The following is a 20,098-nucleotide window of genomic DNA, read 5'->3' on the forward strand; positions in this document are numbered from 1 at the left end:
TGTATCAGGCAAGGTGAAGGGTGGTGATGATGACATCGATGGCCTTGATGCCCGCGAAGGGCAGGACCAGGCCGCCGAGCCCGTAGATGCAGAGGTTGCGACGGAGCACCGCCACCGCCCCCACGGGCCGGTAGGCCACACCACGAAGGGCCAGGGGAATGAGGGCGATGATGATGAGCGCGTTGAAGACAATGGCGCTGAGGATGGCGCTCTGCGGCGAAGCCAGGCCCATGATGTTGAGCGGGGCGATGGCCGGGAAGGTCACCATCAACATGGCCGGGATGATGGCAAAGTACTTGGCCACGTCGTTGGCGATGCTGAAGGTCGTCAGCGAGCCGCGGGTCATGAGGAGTTGTTTCCCAATCTCCACGATCTCGATGAGCTTGGTGGGGTTGCTGTCCAGGTCCACCATGTTGCCAGCTTCACGTGCGGCCTGGGTGCCGGTGTTCATGGCCACGCCCACATCCGCCTGGGCCAGGGCCGGGGCATCATTGGTGCCGTCACCCGTCATGGCGACGAGGTGCCCCTCCGCCTGCTCCGTACGGATGCGCTTGAGCTTGTCCTCCGGTGTGGCCTGGGCCATGAAGTCATCCACGCCCGCTTCGGCAGCGATGGCGGCGGCAGTCATGGGGTTGTCCCCGGTGATCATCACGGTGCGGATGCCCATCTTGCGCAGTTGGGCGAAGCGCTCCTTGATCCCTCCTTTGACCACGTCCTTGAGCTCCACCACACCGAGCACACGGGAACCTTCCGCCACCACCAGGGGCGTGCGACCGGCCCGGGCGGCAGCTTCCACCATCTTCTCGACTTCGGTGGGATAAGCGCCTCCCAACGCCTCGATGTGGCGGCGGACGGATTCCGCCGCGCCCTTGCGAATGCTGCGCCCGTCGAGATCCACCCCACTCATCCGGGTCTGGGCGGTGAAGGGAACGAAGGTGGCATGGGGTTCTGCCAGCTCACGACCGCGGATGTTGAACTTCTCCTTGGCCAGCACCACGATGCTGCGGCCCTCCGGCGTCTCGTCCGCCAGGGAGGCGAGTTGTGCGACGTCCGCCAGTTCCTGCTCGGACACACCCGGAGCAGGGCGGAAGTCTGAAGCCATGCGGTTGCCGATCGTGATCGTGCCCGTCTTGTCAAGCAGCAGGACATCGATGTCGCCGGCCGCTTCCACGGCGCGCCCACTGGTGGCCATGACGTTGCGACGGATGAGACGATCAATCCCGCTGATGCCGATGGCACTCAGCAGCCCACCGATGGTGGTGGGAATGAGGCACACGAGCAGGGCAATGAGCACCGGCAAGGTGAAGTTCGTCCCGGCATAGATGCCAAACGGCTTCAACGTCACCACCACAAGCAGAAAGATGAGTGTGAGGGCCGAGAGCAGAATCGTCAGGGCGATCTCGTTGGGCGTCTTCTGACGCTTGGCTCCTTCCACCATCGAGATCATGCGATCCAGGAAGGTGTTCCCCTTCTCCGAAGTGATTCGGATGATGATACGGTCACTGATGACCTTGGTACCGCCGGTGACCGCACTGCGATCACCGCCACTTTCACGAATCACCGGAGCGGACTCACCCGTGATGGCGGCCTCGTCCACGCTGGCGATGCCCTCGATCACCTCGCCATCGGCAGGGATGACATCTCCGGCATCACACACCACGACATCGCCCTTTTGCAGCTCGGGAGCAGGGACCCGCTCCTCCTTGCCGCTGCGCACACGGCGGGCAACGGTGTCTTTACGCGCCTTGCGCAAGGAGTCCGCCTGGGCCTTGCCACGACCTTCGGCCATTGCCTCCGCGAAGTTGGCGAACAACACCGTGAACCAGAGCCAGATGGCCAACTGGACAATGAAGAAGCGGTCAGCGCTGGCGGTGAAGATGCTGGCGGTGGTCAGCACCGCGCCAACCATCGTCACAAACATGACGGGGTTCTTGAACATGAGGCGCGGGTCGAGCTTCTTGAACGCCCCGCCGACCGCCGGTCCGGCGATCTTCCAGTCAAACAGAGAAGGAACTTGATGAGACATGGTCTTAGGAAATAAAGGTTTAGAACAACTGGCCCTTGAGCATCAGGAAGTGCTCGACAATGGGGCCCAGGGCGAGGGCAGGCAGGAAGTTGAGCGCCCCAACGAGCAGCACGGTGCCAATCAGCAGGACGGTGAACGTGACCCCTGCCACCGGAAACGTGCCGACACTTGGAGGGGAGATCTTTTTCTGCACCAGAGAACCGGCCAGCGCCATGATGGGGATGATCATGAGGAAACGGCCGATGAGCATGGCAAAGCCAAGCGTGACGTTGTAGTGCGGATCACCGTTGGCAGGATTCGCCGTGAGACCACCAAAGGCACTGCCGTTGTTGGCGGTGGTGGAACTGTAGGCATACAGCATTTCGCTGAACCCGTGCGGGCCGGCATTGTTGAGACCGGCCAGGCCCCAGTCACTCACGGATGCCCAGGCGGTGAAGCCGAGGATGGACAGGCACAGGACCAGCAGCGAGAGCATGGCCATCTTCACATCATAGGCGTGGATCTTTTTGCCCAGATACTCGGGCGTACGCCCCACCATGAGTCCCGCGATGAACACGGCGAGCACCACAAAGACGAGCATGCCATAGAGCCCGGCACCCACCCCACCGATCACCACCTCGCCCAGTTCCATCATGAACAAGGGCACCAGGCCGCCGATGGCCGTGAATGAGTCATGCATGGCATTCACCGCACCGCAGGAGGCGGCGGTGGTCACCGTGGCGAACAGTGAGGAATTCATGATGCCAAAGCGCACCTCCTTGCCTTCCATGTTGCCATCCGTGAGCGAGACGCCGAGCGCCTGGTGAATGGGATTGCCCCGGGCCTCTGCCCACCAGCAAATCAACACCCCGGCCACGAACAGGGTCATCATCGCGCCCCAGACCGACCAGCCATGCGCCTGGTTTTTGGTCATGCGGCCGAGGTAGTAAGTCAGCCCGCTGCCGATCGCGAAGATCGAGAGCATCTGCAAGAAGTTCGACAACGGCGTGGGGTTTTCGAAAGGGTGAGCCGCATTGGCATTGGCAAAACCACCGCCATTGGTGCCCAGCATCTTGATCGCCACCTGGGAGGCCATGGGCCCCTGCACAATGGTTTGCGTCGTGATGACCTGCTCCTCCATGACGGGTTTGCCATCGGCACCCTGGACGGTTTCGCCCGCCTCAGTCTTCTTCTCCACCTGCACCTTCTGCGGCTCCAGAAGCGTGGCGGTGTCATAGGGCTTGAAGTTCTGGATCATGCCCTGGGAGACCAGGAAGATCGCGAACACCAGGCTCAGAGGCAGCAGCAGGTAGTAGGTGGATCGAACCAGATCGACCCAGAAATTTCCCAGCACTCCGGTGGACTGGCGCGTGATGCCACGCACAAGGGCGGCCGCGATGGCGATGCCTGTGGCAGCCGAGGTGAAGTTGTGAAGGGTCAGCCCCACCATCTGGGAGAAGTAGGACACCGTCCCCTCCCCGCCGTAGCTCTGCCAGTTGGTGTTGGTGGTGAAGCTGATGGCCGTGTTGAAAGCCAGATGATGATTCAACGGCCCGAGCCCCTGGGGGTTGAAGGGCAGCAGATGCTGCAACCGCAGGATGGCGTAGGTGAACGCACAGCCTGCCACGCTGAAGAGCAGCATGGCCACGGTGTATTGCTTCCAGTTCTGCTCCCGCGTGCGGTCCACGCCCATGAGAGCATAGGTGAGTCTTTCCAAAGGACCCAACACCGGGTCCAGGAAGGTCCGCCCCTGCGGATCCAAAACCCGCGTGAGATAGAGGCCGAGAGGCTTGGTGATCACGGCCAGCAACCCGATGAAAAGGGCGAGCTGCAGCCAGTCTGATGTGTGCATGAAATGGATGGGTGAAAGAGTTTCAGGAAAGAATCAGAACTTCTCCGGACGGATCATGGCCGTGAAGAGGTAGATGAAGAGGAGCAGCGCGACGCCGCCCACGAGGATGGTTTCCATGGTGTGCGTGGAGGGCGGGGTTAGAGTTTCTCGCAGAACCGGACATAGAGTCCGCTCACGAGGAAGAAGCCGGTGAAGGCAGCGATGTAGAGGAGGTCAGTCATGGGTGGTTCCGGGTTGGATGTTTCATTGGAACCACGATCCTCCACCCGCTCTGGCCCTCGAATTAAAAGGGGGCCAAGAGGTGTTAAAAAAGTGTTAAAACGACGGGGCGGATGGGGGATGCGCCTGGGCCACCGGCATCGCGAGCCCGCCGGGCACCCTCTGTCCTCAGCACCTCTATCACCTGACGGCGCAGCCGTTTTGGGACTGCGGTGAGCATCACCGCTTTCGCTACGCCTTGTGAGGTTCGATCCCCCTCACCACCTTCCAGCGAAGCCGACCATCATCCCTCCGTTCACGTATCCCGGCTTCAGTCAGACAGGACTCCCCAAAGCGGCGATTCTCGCCGCACTCCTAAAGATGCTTCGCATCCAGGTGATGAACATCCATCCTGGCCTGCCATTCAATCACCCTCCGATATCGCAAGCCCGCCAGGCACCCTCTGCCCTCAGCGTCCCCATCACCTGACGGCGCAGCCGTTTTGGGACTGCGGTGAGCATCACCGCTTTCGCTACGCCTTGTGAGGTTCGATCCCCTTACACCTTCCAGCGAAGCCGACCATCATCCCTCCGTTCACGTCTCCCCGCCTTCAGTCCAACACAGGACTCCCCAAAGCGGCGATTCTCGCCGCACTCCTAAAGATGCTTCGCATCCAGGTGGAGGATGCCTAAAAGAGGCCGGACATGAAGTCGGCTTGCAACATCGGAGGCGAAAGGCGTTTCCTCTCACCTCTCACCTCTCACCTCTCACCCCATCCCCCCCAGGCGCTCGCGCCGCCTAAACCAGCGGAGCGCCTCAACAGCCCGCTTGCGGGCCCCTCAACCAGCGCGCAGCGCGCCTAAACCTCTCCTCAAGCAAACTTCCGCATCCGTGCCCGCACGTCATCCTTCAGGCGATCCACAAATCCCAGGGCAAATTCTTCAGGGTTCAAGGTATCATCCTGGATGAGCGGCGTCAGATCCATCGCAAACGTGAGCGAGTTAGTCGCATCGGTCGTGTGGGAGTCAAAATAGGTCGCATTCGCACGGCGCAGGCCTTCCTCGGCCAGGTCATAGCGCTTGCCACCGCTGATCTGGGAGTCGAACACTGCGAGCAGCGCACCGATCAAATGCGGATACTGGTCCACCCAGAGCATCACCTTGTCCTCGCTGAGCAGCCAGTCCAGTTTGCGCCAGACTTCACAGCCGTACACCCGCTGGGGGCGGGCCTCTTTGGGCAGGGAGCGCAGGGCTTCCAGGCAACGCAGGAAGGTGGCCACATGGGTGTCATGACGGTCCGCCGGATTGTGCAGATACACAAACTGGGGCTGAGTCAGCTTGAGGATGCGCAGAAGGTCATCAGAGACGTCTTCTTTGCGGCCGGTCTTCACGTCTTCGCTGGGATAGCCCAGCTGGACCATTACACTGTACTCGCCGACGAAGGCGGCCTTCCGCTGCTCGTGCTTGCGCACTTCCAGCATCTCCTCATCCGTGTAGTGGGCATACGGCCCCTTTCTCGGGCTGCCGGATCCGTTCGTCACCACCACGCCGCCGAACCACTTTTCATCCCGCCGAAAGCACTCGGTGATGCCGTGATAGGCCGCGATTTCCAGGTCGTCCTGGTGGCTGACGATGCCAAGGTGGGTCACCCGGGCAAATGCCTGGGCGGGGTCAGTCTGATCGGGGACAAACAGGTCGGCTTTGGAGTGGCGAAAGAGCATGGCAGGTGGTTCACGATGAGCGGAAACCGCCTCGGGGCAAGGCGATTGGTGGCATTCCGAAAGACGAATGTCCGAAACCGGCACATTGGGAGCAAAAATCTCCAAGTTTCGGACCGGGCGGCCCAAGGTTACCGGAGCATCTGGCACGCTTTAGGCATGCAACAGATCTGTCACGCGATTCTCCATGAAAATGGAGGGATCGTGGTTTTTATGCTTGCAGTTGCCACTCAAAGTCGTGTTTACTTTGACGAACTTAATTAATTCGGATGTACGCTTCATCCGCACGACCCCAACCGCCCGAGGACGCCTCTGCGTTCCTTATGGGCGGTTTTCTTTTTCCGCCATGGTCGGGCTAACCCCACTGCTGGCTGGTCAACCCTGAACCTTCAACCACCCCAACAACACCCTATATGCTCCACGAAGCCGCTCCTTCCCCCGAACTGATGCTGAGTCTCGAAGAGGAAATCACTAACGGGAGGGAAAACGGCAACGGGGGCGGCGTCCAGTACGGAAGCGGCGGAACAGGGACGCGAAGGAAGCGAGGAGTCAACGGGCGGAACGGCTCCGCCCAGAGCACCCGGGTGAAGTCCTTTGTGCTGGACACCAACGTGCTGCTGCATGATCCGGCCTGCCTGCAAAGGTTCGAGGACAATGAAGTGTGCATCCCCGTGGATGTGCTGGGCGAGCTGGACCGGTTCAAGAACGAACCCAGCGATCGAGGAGCCAACGCCCGCGAGGTGCACCGTGCCCTCTCCCGCGCCTTTTCACAGCCCGGCGCGGACGTCATGCAGGGGGTGACCACTGCCGGCGGAGGCCGCGTGCGCCTGGTGGTGTTTGACCTCAAGGAAGCGCTTCAATCCAAGCCGGTGCAGCGCTTTGAACGCGTGTTTCATGACATGGAGAAGCCGGATCACCGCATCCTCGCCTGCGCCCTCTGGCTGGGTCACATCGCGGATCATCCGGTGATCCTGGTAAGCAAGGATCTGAACATGCAGCTCAAGGCCCGCGCCGTGGGCATGCCCTGTGAGGACTATCTGCATGACAAGGTGGAGGCCCGCGAAGTTTCCCAAACCGAGCTCGTCACCGTGCAGGTGACCTCACATGAGCTGCAGCGCTTTGCCAGCAGCGCCACGCTGGAGCTGGAGCCACGCCGCTATCCCGCGCTGGCCGTGAACGAATACGTCCTGCTCTCCGCCGGGGAGAAGAACACCATGCCCGCGCGCTTCAGCGCCACGGGCTCCTTCATCAAACTGCAGGTGCCGGAGTCGCTCAAGATCCTGCAGGGCCGCACCATCAAGCCCATGAACCTGGGCCAGGCCTGCCTGCTGGATGCGCTCATGAACCCGGAGATCTCCCTGGTCACCTGCTTCGGCCAGGCGGGCACGGGCAAGACGCTGCTGGCCTGTGCCGCAGGTCTCTCCCAGGTGATGGGAAACACCTACTCCGGCATCACCGTGAGCCGCCCCATCGTCGCCATGGGCCAGGGCATCGGCTTCCTCCCCGGTTCCCTGCATGAGAAGATGCGCCCCTGGCTCCAGCCGGTGTACGATGCCCTGGATCTGCTGACCCGCCCTGCTGCCAATCCCAGCTTCAGCAAGAAGAAGACCTCCCGTCATGGCAACCCCAACCCGCCCCTGCAGAGCATGGCCTCCGGCAGCGCCGCCGCCCCCTACGATCCGCTGGTGCAGTCCGGCGTGATCGAGATCGAGGCGCTCTGCTACATCCGCGGCCGCAGCATCCCGGACCGTTTCTTCATCCTGGATGAGGCGCAGCAGCTCACCCCGCTGGAGGCCAAGACCGTGGTCACCCGCATGTCCCGTGGCAGCAAGCTGGTCCTCATCGGCGATCCCGCCCAGATCGACAACCCATATGTGGACAGCCGCAGCAACGGCCTGGTGTACACCCGCCAGCGCATGCGCGGCCAGTCCTTTGCCGCACACGTCCCGCTGGGCAAGGGCGAGCGCAGCCCGCTCGCGGAAGCCGGGGCCCGCCTGCTGTAGTTCATTTACTCCCGCTCTCAGACACCGATGCCGGCCTGGGCTCATCGCCCAGGCCGGCATTGTTTTGGCCCCCCTGAGGCACATCACGGATGTTGCCCCATCGAACCTGTGACTAGGGATTCCCCACCCGTCCCATCACCAGGATCAAACCGCTGGGCTGATGGCGGATGTAGAAAAGGAACGGGTGGTTGGCGATGAAGAGCACGGGGATCGGCCCCTTCTCCTCCGGAGGCTTGCCGCCGCCAAAAGGATCTGCAGGCGCATAGAGGGCAGACGTCGCCTCTGCCCCCGCTTCATTGACATCCACTGTGGTCTCCTTGTAGAGTCCACTGAGAAAGAGAGGCTGGCTCCGGCTCATCGGCCCCAACTCCGCACCCCCGGGAGTGATCACTCTTCCGGCCCCCAAGGCACGTAGCAGCATCGAAAGCTCCCCGCCCAGGGAAAAGGAGAACCGGGGCAGGTGCACCGTCACCTGAGTGGACTCAAGTTTGCCGATGGCCTCCTCCAGCCCAACCTGAGTGAGAGCCTTTTCCACCGCGGGCAGCCCGTCCTGTGCGGCAGGCAGCAGGATGAGCATGCTGTAGTCCTGTGACCGGTCCCCCATTGGCATCTCCAGCAGCCCATACCCCTGGGCCTCCATCTTGACGTGACGCAGAGTGCCTTTCCTCCGCATCATCATGACCTGCTTGTCCCTCCTGACTGAGGGCACCCAGAACACCCGTTGCACAGTATCCTGCGGAGGAAAGCGGTCTGCCCATGGCCCCTTGAAATACAGCGTGTTCACCAGAGCCAGCGCATTGGGATCACTCCCCAGCCCCCCTTTAGGCACCAGATCCGTGATGCGTCCCCGGGTCCCCCGCCGGATCAGCTCGTTGATGGCTTCCGCGGCACTCGCGGGATCGTCACTCTTGAGCACCTGAGGTAGCACCCCGTATGTATTCTGGGCCGCATCCAGAAAGGGATCCTCCAGTTGTACGCCTTTGCGTATCAGCAGATTCATCGTCGAATCGATGATCACTTTGCCATCCGCCGCCGATTTCCCCAATGACTCCCCGAGGCGCTTGATGGCCTCAGATCGAGCGGCAGCATCCCCCTCCCATCCCAGCAGTTGGAGCAATTCTTCCCGGGTTTTCCCCTCCGATCCCTCCATCACCAGGGACAGGGTGCGATGCAGGGCATACGGACACATCACGTAGTTGTCCGGCATCGTTTGCAATGCGGGTGCCAGCTTGAAGGCCAGGACATTCGATGCCCGGGCCCCCACCCGAGGTGTATCTGCCTGCGCAGCACCATGCCCCAGCGGCCCCAGTAAACCTGCGACCACCCATCCCGCCCACCAGCGTGAACACACTTTCATGAAGCAAAATCATGCCGCCCGCTTCGAAGGAAGAGAAGAAAAAAATCTGCAACTATGCCTTCCGGCCAACGTTCATCCAGCCTCGTGCTCCATGCCATCCGCTCCGGAGTGCGTGCCAAACCATAACATCAGCAATCCTCATTCAGATACCGATTATGAAAACGATGCTTACCCTTTTCGCCCTCGCTCTCAGCGCCTCCCTTGCCCTGGCCGCCGATGGCGACAAGCCCAAGGGCCCCGGTGGTGACGGCGCCAAGCGCAACCCTGAAGAAGCCTTCAAGAAGCTCGACGCCAATGGCGACGGCTCCCTGAGCAAGGACGAGTTCAAGGCCGCCCCCTTCGCCCAGAAGAATCCTGAGCGCGCTGAAAAAGGCTTCGAACTCAAGGACAAGGACAAGGATGGCAAGCTCTCCAAGGAAGAGTTCGCCGCCCGCCCTGAAGGCCGCCCCGGCAAGCCCGGTGAAGAGGGCAAAAAGCCCGCCAAGCCCGAAGGTGAGAAAAAGCCTGAAGGCGACAAGAAGCCCTGATCCAGTCCCCTCCACCGCCCCCTGGCTGTCATTTTCCTGAAAAATAGGTGCAATGACGGCGGGGGCGCTTCGTTTCAGCAGCAAGCACCTTCAGGCCCCGGCCTGCCGCGTGCCACTGAAACCCAAAGCATAACCAAACTAGAGTAACATAGTCATGAAAATCACCGCAGTTCTCTTTGCCCTTCTTGCCACCGCTTCCCTTTCCTTTGCCGCTGACGAAGCCGCCAAGAAGCCCGAAGGAGACAAGCCCAAGGGCCCGACTGAAGCCGCCTTCACCAAGAAAGACGGCAACGGCGACGGCAAGCTGACCAAGGAAGAGTTCACCAAGGGCGCTCCCGACGCAGCCAAGGCTGAGAAGCAGTTCGACCGCAAAGACAAAGACAAGAGCGGCGACATCAGCAAGGAAGAATTCCTTGCCGCTGGTCCCAAGAAGGAAAAGGAAGCCAAGTAATCTGGCTCTCCCTTCCACCAACGTACGGGACTACCCGATCGTTTGATTTCGGCCGCCTTCACGAGAGTGAAGGTGGCCTTTTCTTTTGCTGGCAGGAAAGCGGGGGCTTCTGCCAAAATGGCGGCTCGATCACCGTTTTTCTCTCATGCCACCCCCTGCCGTCAAACCCGTCGATCCGGCGGAACTCCCTTCACTTGCCCTGGCCACCATGCGTGCCGCCAAGTTCCCCATGCTCTCCAGCATGGATGGCGATCAGCCCCGCGTGCGCCCCGTCTCCCCTGTGAAGACAGATGGGTTTACCGTCTTCATCGCCAATCTGCGCAGCTACCACAAGACGGAAGAGATCGCCCAGAATCCCAAGGTGGAGCTGTGCTACCTGGACGCCGATCACAATCAGGTCCGTATCACCGGGGCGGCGGAAGTCGTCACCGACCGCGCCCTGCTGGAAGACATCTGGGCGGGCAACGCCCTGCTGCGGGCCTATCTGGGCACGCCGGACAATCCTGAACTCATCATCTACCGCATCCAGCCCCACCGTGTGCGGTACATGCGGGAATGGGCGCTGCACTACCATGAAGTGCCGCTGATGTAACGAATCAGCCCCTTTTCCTTATGCGCCGTCGCACCTTTCTCGCCACCCTCACCTCTGCCGCCGCGCCAATCTGCGCCCAGGAACCGACTCCCACAGCAGTAGCGAAGCCCACGCTGCACCTCGCCCGGGAGGGCCACTGGCTGGTCGTCAATGGCGGCCACCTGCCGAAGGGTGAGATCCGCATCAACTACCTGGAGGCTTACTGCCGCGCCGGCTCCACTGCGGCGGACTGGGTCACACACACGACGGTGGGACATACGACAGAGCTCATCTCCGCCCCACCCGACGGCAAGAGCCTGAACCTCCGCTGTCAGGTGAAAGACGGACTGGTGGTGGACCATGAAATCCGGGCCGGGGACGATGAAATCACCTTCACCCTCAAGGTCCACAATCCCACCCACCACCTCAACGAGGCTCACTGGGCCCAGCCGTGCATCCGCCTGGGAGACTTCGCCGGGGGCGAGACCGCCGACCCCAAGGAGGTGAACATCAAGCTGGACCGTAGTTTCATCTTCCTCAACGGGTGCCTCACCCGGCTGCCCACCAATCCCTGGGCCACCCAGGCACTCCACACCCCTGGACAGGTCTGGTGCCCCAAGGACGTGCCACGCACTGATGTGAACCCGCGTCCGTTGAGCACCCTCGTCCCCAGCCACGGACTCATCGGCTGCTTCAGCCAGGATGATCAGTGGATCTTCGCCGTCGCCTTCAGCCCCTACCAGGAGCTGTTCCAAGGAGTGGCCCGCTGCCTTCACAGCGACTTCCGCATCGGCGAGGTGAAGCCCGGCGAAACTAAGTCGATCCTGGGGAAAATCTACATCGTCCCCAATGCGAGGGATGAGGGCGCGGCGCTGCTGCAGAGGTATCAAAAGGACTTTGGCAGCGGAGGCGGAGGCAATGATTAGATTTAACCACAGAGGCACAGATAACACAGAGACTGGAACTGAGGTTTAGACAGAATTAACGGAATCTACGGAATTAGGATTCAGCTTCCGGAGAATGCGAGTGGACGCCAAGCCGAAGCTCGAAACGCAATTTTGTTAATTCCATTAATTCTGTCTAAAACAGTATTCCTCTGTGTGCTCTGTGCCTCTGTGGTTGCAAAAAATTTCACCGCCCAAACTCATGTTGAAACACTATTTCCTAGTCATCCTCCTTGCCGCGTTGACCGCACCTTTCGCCTCGTCGCTCAAAGCCGACTCCGCGCAAACTGTCTCCTCATCACTGGCAGGATGTTATGTCCGTGAATCAGACGACAGCCAGACGCAGTCCACCATCGTCTTGAGCATTCACGCCCCCTCGCATGATGTGCTTCGCGTGACCGCCGTACAGGTGCGTCAGGCCGATTTGCTAGCCAGTCCCGAGGTCTCCGTCATTACCAGTTTGAAATATGATCAAAGCACCCAGACGCTGGTCAAAGAGTCGGGGCAGGTTTGGGCTGAGCTTGCCACCAAGCAGGGTAAGGCAACCTTGAAAGTCGCCAGTGAAGTGCACACCCGAGAGTGAGCAGAGGCGGAGGCAACCGTTGAGTTTAACCACAGAGGCACAGAGAGCGCAGAGGAATGATTTTTTAGACAGAATTAACAAAATTCACAGAATTAGAATTCAACAACATCTCGGCCAAATAGAAGCTGAACCCTAATTCTGTCTAAACCTCAGTTGCATTCCCTCTGTGTTCTCTGTGCCTCTGTGGTTAAAAATTTCACCGCCCCGCGACCAGATCCCAAAACAGCTTCGCAGTAAGCACCGCCACCACGGTCAAAAACACCGGCCGGATGAATTGCGCGCCTTTCTTCACCACCAGCCCGGACCCCAGCCTCGCCCCCAACAGTTGTCCGGCAATCATGGCCCCACCGGCTCCGAAGTGCACGGCGTCATGTGCCAGGAAGATGCCCAGGGCTCCCACGTTGCTGGCCAGATTGGCTGTCTTCGTATAGCCCGTGGCCGTCCTGAGATCCAGCCCCAGCAAGGTCACCACGGCCACCGTCCAGAATGAGCCCGTCCCAGGGCCGAAAAAGCCATCGTAGAACCCCAGCGCGAGACCTGCCAGCAAGGCGAACACCACAGGAGCCACGCGTTGCTGACCGGCGGTGAGGCCGAATTTCCGGTTCAGCATGGTGTACACCGCCACGGCCGCCAGCAGCCACGGAATGAGTTGTTTCAACAAACTCGTATCGAGCGCGCTCACCGCCCAGGCACCGGCCATGGAGGAGAACAGGGCTGCCACCACCGCCAGCCAGAGCCAGCGCGTTCCCAGCAGTCCGGCCCGGGCATATCTCACGACGGCGATGAGCGTGCCGAAGGAGGACTGGAGCTTGTTGGTGCCCAGAGCCACCTGCGGCGGGAGGCCAACGGCCAGCAGCGCCGGCACCGTCACGAGCCCGCCACCGCCCGCGATGGAATCGATGAAACCACCTGCGAAGCCCGCCAGGAACAGGAGGAACCAGACATAAAGTGGCATAAGCAGCGGATCGTGCGGCTAGAGCTTGGGAGCGGCGGGTTTGATCGGGGCCTGCTGGCCACTGACCACGCCCCGGACTTTGGCCGGTCTTTTATAAACCCGATCCCCACAGGCGATGTAGATCTCTTCCAGATCCTTGCCGGCAAAGCAGACGTCATAAGGCTGAGCCGGGGTGGGGATGATGAAGTTCACCCGGCCAGCCTGATCACACACTTGAATGCCCATCCGTGTGGCCACATAGAGGCGGCCTTCTGCATCCACGCACAGGCCTTCCGCATCAACGTCGCCCATGCGCGAAGCGGGATCCCGCTGGAGCTGGAAGTATGGCTGGCCAAACTTGAGCATTCCATCTGCCCGGAGCTGATAGGCGGTGATCATCTCATCGCGATCAAGACCGGTCGCGTACAGCAAGGTTTGGTCAGGAGACAGGGTCAGACGCAGAGGGCGGCCCCCGATTTGACGACTGGAGAGATGCAACGCCTCTCCCTGTGGCGACACAACCGAGATGCCAGCATCGCCTCCGACCCACCCTGTATAGATGACCCAGCCTGAATAAGTCACCACCATGTGGCCAGGAAATCGGGCATCGTGGGATTTCGCGATGCTGACCGCTTCATCGGCAACCGGCTCCCCCTGTCCATTGAGACTGGCGATCTGGTACTGATCCTCGTTGGTGGCGAGACGGCTCCAGCCCGCCACGCGAAGTTTGCCATCACGCCCCACTTGAGCACTGCGAGCCTCCGCCCATGCGCCTCCAAATGGTGAGAATTTCCCATCCAAACTCAGTTTCCACAGGCCTTGCTGAGACAGCACCCCATCTCCTTGAGGATTCTTCACCTGGAGATCTCGGCCAGTGAAGAAGACCTCGCCTGCCGCGTTCGCAGTCATGGTCTGGGCCTTGTCGAACCCTTCCGGCAGCGGCACCTCCGTCCACGGCACATCCGCTTTCACCACCTCATAACCTTTCCACTTGGAGTCTCCCCGCGGATTCACTTTCACCGGCTCTTCTGGGTACCCTTTCCACAGCCACTTCAGGGCCTCGGGGAAGAGGGTGGTGGCGTGCTTCTGGTTGTGCCCACCTTCACCCCACTCGTGATTCACTTCATAACCCGCCCAGATGAAGGACCGCTCCATCATCTGGTTGGCCATCCACCAGTCACCACAATAGAGGTTATTGTCCCCCGTGCCGCTCTGGAGAAACAGGCGCAATGGCTTGGGCTCCACCTTACGGACGAGGACGGGAAGCTGATCGGCATTGTGAATGCCGACGTAGGTGCCCACGTTGGTGAACACACGGCGGAACGCATCGGGGCGATGCCACGCTGCCACGAAGGCGCAGATGCCACCGCTGCTGCTGCCTGCGATGGCGCGAGCATTGGGGTCCTTGCTCAGGTTGAGCTGATGCTTCGTTTCCAGCGCCGGCAGCAATTCCTCCAGGAGGAAGCGCACGTAGTCGTCTGTGACGCTGTCGTACTCGTGGCTGCGATTGAACCGCGACAGTGCCTGATCATGAGCCGCAGGCACCACCCCGGGTTTGATGAAAATTCCGATCAGGGGCGGGACCTCCTTCCGGGCAATCAGGTTGTCGAGGACGATCGGAGCCTGATAGATCACGCCGTCCTGAAAGACCATGAAGGGCGACGGCTTTGACCGGTCCAAGCCCGCGGGAAGGTAGATGGACACCTCCCTTTCCGTGCCCGGAAAAATGGAGTGACTGGTGAACGTGTCCTTCACCATCATCCCTTTGGCTACCCCCAATTGAGGGAGAGAGTCGGGGCCGGGCTTGTAATCATCCGCCCCCTGCGCGACAGGCAGAGCAGAAGCCAGCAAGACAGCAGTGAGGAGCGGAAGGCGCATGCCGCAGCATGGCGCATCCCCGCTTTCCCTCCAACAATTTGAGCGCGCCTGTGTCCAATTCTCCAGCAACAAAGTAACCAGAGGCACCTCCACGATCATGCCAAAGTTCTTCAGCACGGTGGTGTTCCTGTTTGGGGGCCTCATGATGGTGGTCGTCGCGATCTCCATGGTGCAGCGATACCTGCCGTGGGAGGGGCCATCTGCCGGGGAAGTCACCGTCGTACCGCCTACCGACCTGCCGCCGTTGGATCTGGGTACCCAGGAGGAGTTCCACAAGACGCTGGATCGCGTTTACAATGAAGGGGGGCTCACCATGGTACAACAGTGGGTGGCAAGTCAGCTGGTGCCAGGACGGATCTTGCTGATTGGCGAGGGCAACCCCACCCCAGCAACTTCATCCCGAATGGCGCTCATCGATCGTGAGATGCGCCTGTGCGGTCGATCTGGGGCCATTCTCCCGAGCCATGCCGCCCTGGTGTCTCGCGCCACTCCGGAAGTCAAGCTGGCGCAGACTTTGGTCAGCGTCAGCTGGAGCCGACTGGATGCCCCCACCCCCTATACACTCACTACGTGGGGCCTTCCCACCCCCGTGGCCCCGTAGGAACTCCCGTGGGTACCGTGCGGTTTTGACTGCGGCGCGGAAGTTGCTGCACAGATCCCGCCTCTGGGCACGTTCCACTTCATCTCCCGCTCCGTTTCAACCGTATTCCGCTCGATGAAAGCCTCCCTTTTCCTTCTGCTCACCCTGGCCACCCTCACCGCCTTTGGAGCCGATCCCAAGCCCTACACGCTCAACACCTGCCCCGTCTCCGGTGAAGGCCTGGGCACCATGGGCAAGCCCTACTCCTTTGTGAAAGACGGACAGGAAGTGAAGCTGTGCTGCAAAGGCTGCCTCAAGAACTTCGAGAAGGATTCGGCCAAGTACCTCAAGGAAATCGCCGAGAAGAGCGCCAAGTAGGCTCCCGAGCGGTACTCCCACCAGCAGTCGCAGAATGCTCTGCGCAAAAAAGAGAAAAGATTGAGGCGGCCGGGCTGGCGCGTTTAGAATGGCGCGCACCTTTTTCTCTTTCTCACTGCATGCCCTCACGACGCTCCACACTCCGCTGGATGGCCGCTGGTTCCGGCCTGGCTGCCCTCGCCCCCAAATCCTCTCCGGCTGCCGCGGAGTCCCCCCTCAAGCACGGGAAGCTCAAACAAAGCATCGTGCACTGGTGTTTTGAGCGAGGCTCCAAGTGGAAGGTGGAGGACACCATCAAGGCCGCCAAGGAATTGGGCTGCGTGAGTGTGGAAGGTCTGGCTCCCCAACACTGGGACCTGCTGAAGGCCAATGACCTCAAGTGCGCCTACGTCGGGGCTCACGGTTTTGTCAAAGGCATGAACCAGCCCGCCTTCTGGGACGCCAACCTCAAGGTCATCGAGGAGCGCATCAACCAGTGTGCCGAGTACGGCAACCCTAACGTGCTGAGCTTCACCGGCTTTGCCGACACCACTGCCCAGGGCGGTGGCGTGGTCAGCCTGGAGCAGGGCAAGAAGAACTGCATTGAGGCCTACAAGAAGATCATCGGCCACGCCGAGAAGAAGGGCGTCGTGCTGCTGATCGAACATCTCAACACCCGGGACTCCGCAGAGATGAAGGGCCACCCCGGCTATCAGGGCGACAACATCGACTACTGCGCGGAGATCGTGCGTGGGGTGGACTCGCCCAACATGAAGCTCCTCTTCGACATCTATCACGTGCAAATCATGCACGGCGACATCCTGCGCCGCCTGGAGTCCTGCAAGGACATCATCGGTCACATTCACACCGCCGGCAATCCCGGCCGCTGTGAGATCGGCGCGGACCAGGAGATCAACTACCCGCCCGCCATGCGGAAGCTGCTCGAGATCGGCTACACCGGCTACGTGGGCCACGAGTTCATCCCCACCAAGGACCCCATGGTGGGCCTCCGCGAAGCCGTCAGCCTCTGCGATGTGGGCTGACACACCCCCGCACTCACTCCCATTTCCCTCCAGTTATTTATTTCATGAAACCACGTCTCAAACCCACCCTCCTGTCCGCCCTCGCCGTGGGACTGCTGGCCGTCGACGCCAGCGCCTACACGCTGAAGCCCGCCTATCCGAACGTCGCCACGGAACTGCCCACCAGCGCAGTCATCCCGCCAGACGGCAGCAACCGTCTCTTCCTGCTTCAGCAGCGTGGCAAAATCCTCGTGCTGCCCAAGGACGAGTCCTCCGCCGATGCCAAGGTGTTCCTGGACTTGACCGACCGTGCCATGGAGGCCAAGGACGGCAAGTTCGAGGAAGGACTGCTCGGCCTCGCGTTCCACCCTGACTTCGCCAAGAACCGCAAGCTCTACATCTACTACTCCCAGCAGGACCCGAAGCGCAGCATCGTCAGTGAGTTCCAGGTGTCTGAGAGCAACCCTGACCAGGTGGACCTGAAGAGCGAGCGCATCCTCCTGGAGGTGCCCCAGCCCTTCTGGAACCACAACTCCGGGAACCTGCTCTTCGGGCCCGATGGCTACCTGTACATCGCCTTTGGCGACGGCGGAAAACGCGACGACGTGACGCGTACTGCACAGAACGTCTTCTCCGTGCTGGGCAAGATCCTGCGCATCGACGTGAACTCCAAGCAGGGCAGCCGCCAGTACGGCCTGCCTGCGGACAACCCATACATCAACGTCAACGGCACCCGCCCCGAGATTTATGCCCTGGGACTTCGCAATCCGTGGGGCCTCAGCTTTGATGCGGACGGCACCCTGTGGTGCGCCGATGTGGGCCAGGATATCTGGGAGGAGATCAACCTCATCGAAAAAGGCGGCAACTACGGCTGGAGCTACCGCGAAGGCGCCCGCCCCTTCCCCATCCGCACGGATGCCCCGCCCGCCGATGCCAAATTCATCGAACCCATCCACGAGTACCCGCACTCCGACGGCATCAGCATCACCGGCGGCTTCATCTACCGCGGTGAGAAGCTGCCCAAGCTGAAAGGTGCCTACATCTACGGTGACTGGGCCTTCGGCAAGATCTGGGCGCTGAAGTATGACAAGGCCGGCAAGAAGGTCATCAGCAACGAGCTGATCTTCCAGGCCCCGCTCAACCCCAAGGGCCAGGGTTTGATGAAACCCAGCGCCTTCTGCGAAGACCTGAACAAGGAGATCCTCGTGCTCGACTGGAACGGGAAGATCCTTCGGGTAGAGGAGTAAACGCCTGAATAGTCAGTGAGTTTCGAATACGGAAGAGGCGGTGCAGTGCACCGCCTCTTTTTTTTGGGGGGGTGAGGAGTATTCAGGAAACAGGGATTGCAGGCTGAGGGTCACTCAAGTTACTGATCACTTCCACCATCTGGCGACGAAGTCGCTGCAAACAGAACGCGCCCCTCAACATTCACCTCGCAATTTCATCATCGTCATCGAACCTCATGAGTCAACAAAGGCGCAACGCCACACCGCCAACTACGGGGCCTTGCATTCCGAAGGCATAACAGAAGGCAGCCAGGGGCCGGGCGAGCATTGCGAGCCCATGCCCCTGGAAAGCCATGTTATTCCCTGCAACCTGAAAGGGCGCCAGAAGTAGGTCTTTCCACGCCAGCGACTGAATCTGTTACCCTTTCAGGGTACACATCACTGGGGTCAGCTTTCCAGGGGTATCGCTACGCTCAACCCCTGGCTACCTTCTCTTATGCCTTCGGCATACGGATCCAGCAGCTGGTCGGCAGTCGCGTATGGGAGAGGTCAGGAAACATGCCCGCCCATCCCAACGCCTTTTGAGAAACAGGGCCGTTTGTGACTTCTTGGCGAGACCGTATCGCCTACCCAACACCATGCCAAAGGCACAACAGAAGGTAGTCAGGGGCCGAGCGAGCTTTGCGAGCCTATGACCTTTGGGTGGACCGGACCATCCGTCCAACGCCATGCTGAAGGCATAGCAGAAGGTAGCCAGGGGCCGGGCGAGCTTTGCGAGCCCATGCCCCTGGAAAAGCCCGGTTATTACCTGCACCCTGAAGGGGTGCCAGAATGGGGGCTCTTCACGGCGGCGACTGCATCTGGCACCCCTTTTAGGGTACAACAAGTCACAGGGGTCAGCAATCCAGGGGTGTTCGCTCGTTTCACTCCCTCGCCCCCTGGCTACAGTCTGAAATGCCTTCGACATACGGATCCATCCCCACCCCCAAAAAAAGCGCCCCGGTCTCCCGGGGCGCTCTACGAAGTTCTAGCAAACTACCAAACAGGCAGACCGCTTACGCGATTTCCGTCAGCTTGAAGCCGTCGCGATAGACGTCTTCCGTAGCCAGCTTGTTGGCTTCGGCGGCGAATTCGCCTTCGAACTGCAGGGTGTCGGGGTTCAGGGTCAGCCAGGGGCCGACCTGCGCCTGATCCACACCGATGTCGATCTTGTTGGCGGAGAGGTTGGCGGCGAAGTCCTCGAAGGTTTCGAGGGCGAACTTGTCACCCTGGAGACGCTCTTTGATTTCGGACGGAGCCACCTTCTTGCCAAGGCGGTAGGAGATGTTGGCGATGTGAGCCAGCGCCGCAGCGTGGTGGCCGTGGGACACATGAAGGTTCGGGTTCACCAGCTTGCCCGCCTGGATGGAAAGGATGAAGTTCTTCATGTGATCCGGGCCGTCCTGGATCGCGAACTTCTGGCCATTCCACTTGCCTTCGTTGTCGTAGGCCTTGGATTCAGCGATGTAGCCGCCTTCGCAATGCACGACGTTGCCGATGCGCACCACGCTCTTGTAAACGGGCTCGAACCCGGCCTGCCAGTTCATGTCGGCCTTGGGAAGACCGCGGTTGTCGAAGAGGATCGGCACGGAGCCTTTGCCGTAATCATAGAGCGCCATCTGGTTGTTGGCGGTCTGGCCGTCGTCATCATAACCCCAGCGGTTGCCGAAGCTCATGACGCGGGTCGGCAGCTTCTCAGGGTTGTGGATCATCCAGCGGGCCACGTCGAGCTGGTGCGGGCCTTGGTTGCCGATGTCGCCGTTGCCGTAAGCCCACTGCCAGTGCCAGTCATAGTGGAACTTCTCGCGCATGATCGGCGCCGTTTCACGAGGACCGGACCAGGGGTCATAGTTC

At 60.7% G+C, this 20,098-nt stretch carries 16 protein-coding genes and 1 pseudogene; 10 read left to right on the forward strand and 7 right to left on the reverse strand.

The window, feature by feature from the left end:
• Positions 1–4: 4 nt before the first annotated feature.
• From kdpB to BV106_RS01155, 3 genes are all read right to left on the reverse strand, one after another.
• Positions 5–2,026 (reverse strand): potassium-transporting ATPase subunit KdpB, encoded by a 2,022-nt coding sequence (gene kdpB / locus BV106_RS01140; protein ID WP_038159206.1) that lies wholly within the window; start codon positions 2,024–2,026, stop codon positions 5–7.
• 19 nt (positions 2,027–2,045) lie between these two features.
• Complete coding sequence (gene kdpA / locus BV106_RS01145; protein WP_038159209.1) at positions 2,046–3,857, reverse strand: potassium-transporting ATPase subunit KdpA; 1,812 nt, start codon at positions 3,855–3,857, stop codon at positions 2,046–2,048.
• Positions 3,858–4,926: 1,069 nt separating this feature from the next.
• Positions 4,927–5,775 carry a PIG-L family deacetylase gene (locus BV106_RS01155; RefSeq protein ID WP_038159216.1) on the reverse strand — a complete coding sequence of 283 codons (849 nt, stop codon included), beginning with the start codon at positions 5,773–5,775 and terminating at the stop codon, positions 4,927–4,929.
• Between the two features lie 410 nt (positions 5,776–6,185).
• Between BV106_RS01155 and BV106_RS01160 the strand changes: the two genes are divergently transcribed.
• Positions 6,186–7,775 carry a PhoH family protein gene (locus BV106_RS01160; protein WP_265595203.1) on the forward strand — a complete coding sequence of 530 codons (1,590 nt, stop codon included), beginning with the start codon at positions 6,186–6,188 and terminating at the stop codon, positions 7,773–7,775.
• Positions 7,776–7,887: 112 nt separating this feature from the next.
• Here BV106_RS01160 and BV106_RS01165 read toward each other — a convergent pair whose 3' ends face one another.
• Positions 7,888–9,132: a serpin family protein gene (locus tag BV106_RS01165; RefSeq protein WP_081891419.1), complete on the reverse strand. Its 1,245-nt coding sequence runs from the start codon at positions 9,130–9,132 to the stop codon at positions 7,888–7,890.
• A 155-nt stretch (positions 9,133–9,287) separates the two neighbouring features.
• Between BV106_RS01165 and BV106_RS01170 the strand changes: the two genes are divergently transcribed.
• The 5 genes from BV106_RS01170 to BV106_RS01190 all read left to right on the forward strand — a co-directional run bounded on the left by BV106_RS01170 (position 9,288) and on the right by BV106_RS01190 (position 12,208).
• Entirely contained in the window at positions 9,288–9,659 is a 372-nt protein-coding gene (locus BV106_RS01170) for an EF-hand domain-containing protein (RefSeq protein WP_038159222.1), read from the forward strand.
• A 154-nt stretch (positions 9,660–9,813) separates the two neighbouring features.
• Positions 9,814–10,110 (forward strand): hypothetical protein, encoded by a 297-nt coding sequence (locus tag BV106_RS01175; protein ID WP_038159224.1) that lies wholly within the window; start codon positions 9,814–9,816, stop codon positions 10,108–10,110.
• 145 nt (positions 10,111–10,255) lie between these two features.
• Positions 10,256–10,702, forward strand: coding sequence for a pyridoxamine 5'-phosphate oxidase family protein (locus BV106_RS01180; RefSeq protein ID WP_038159226.1), 447 nt, complete (start codon positions 10,256–10,258; stop codon positions 10,700–10,702).
• Between the two features lie 20 nt (positions 10,703–10,722).
• Positions 10,723–11,607: a hypothetical protein gene (locus tag BV106_RS01185; protein WP_038159228.1), complete on the forward strand. Its 885-nt coding sequence runs from the start codon at positions 10,723–10,725 to the stop codon at positions 11,605–11,607.
• A gap of 220 nt (positions 11,608–11,827) precedes the next feature.
• Positions 11,828–12,208: a hypothetical protein gene (locus BV106_RS01190; RefSeq protein WP_038159230.1), complete on the forward strand. Its 381-nt coding sequence runs from the start codon at positions 11,828–11,830 to the stop codon at positions 12,206–12,208.
• Positions 12,209–12,404: 196 nt separating this feature from the next.
• Here the strand turns inward: BV106_RS01190 and BV106_RS01195 are convergent, their stop codons facing one another.
• Positions 12,405–13,163, reverse strand: coding sequence for a TSUP family transporter (locus tag BV106_RS01195; protein ID WP_051944686.1), 759 nt, complete (start codon positions 13,161–13,163; stop codon positions 12,405–12,407).
• Between the two features lie 18 nt (positions 13,164–13,181).
• Complete coding sequence (locus BV106_RS01200; protein WP_038159233.1) at positions 13,182–15,020, reverse strand: alpha/beta hydrolase-fold protein; 1,839 nt, start codon at positions 15,018–15,020, stop codon at positions 13,182–13,184.
• Positions 15,021–15,117: 97 nt separating this feature from the next.
• Here BV106_RS01200 and BV106_RS01205 point away from each other — a divergent pair, with 97 nt between their 5' ends.
• The 4 genes from BV106_RS01205 to BV106_RS01220 all read left to right on the forward strand — a co-directional run bounded on the left by BV106_RS01205 (position 15,118) and on the right by BV106_RS01220 (position 18,226).
• The gene (locus BV106_RS01205) at positions 15,118–15,621 is read left to right on the forward strand and encodes a hypothetical protein (protein WP_038159236.1); all 504 of its coding nucleotides are present in this window, start codon (positions 15,118–15,120) and stop codon (positions 15,619–15,621) included.
• 114 nt (positions 15,622–15,735) lie between these two features.
• Positions 15,736–15,978 (forward strand): hypothetical protein, encoded by a 243-nt coding sequence (locus tag BV106_RS01210; protein ID WP_038159238.1) that lies wholly within the window; start codon positions 15,736–15,738, stop codon positions 15,976–15,978.
• Between the two features lie 119 nt (positions 15,979–16,097).
• Positions 16,098–17,000 carry a TIM barrel protein gene (locus BV106_RS01215; RefSeq protein WP_038159241.1) on the forward strand — a complete coding sequence of 301 codons (903 nt, stop codon included), beginning with the start codon at positions 16,098–16,100 and terminating at the stop codon, positions 16,998–17,000.
• Positions 17,001–17,044: 44 nt separating this feature from the next.
• Positions 17,045–18,226 (forward strand): PQQ-dependent sugar dehydrogenase, encoded by a 1,182-nt coding sequence (locus BV106_RS01220; protein ID WP_038159244.1) that lies wholly within the window; start codon positions 17,045–17,047, stop codon positions 18,224–18,226.
• A gap of 1,034 nt (positions 18,227–19,260) precedes the next feature.
• On the opposite strand, the pseudogene BV106_RS01225 reads toward BV106_RS01220, so the two are convergent.
• A pseudogene (locus BV106_RS01225) lies at positions 19,261–20,098 on the reverse strand (hypothetical protein); the annotation flags it as partial.

Origin of the sequence: Verrucomicrobium sp. BvORR106 (assembly GCF_000739655.1) — a bacterium.
In the GTDB taxonomy this organism is placed as follows: domain Bacteria; phylum Verrucomicrobiota; class Verrucomicrobiia; order Verrucomicrobiales; family Verrucomicrobiaceae; genus Verrucomicrobium.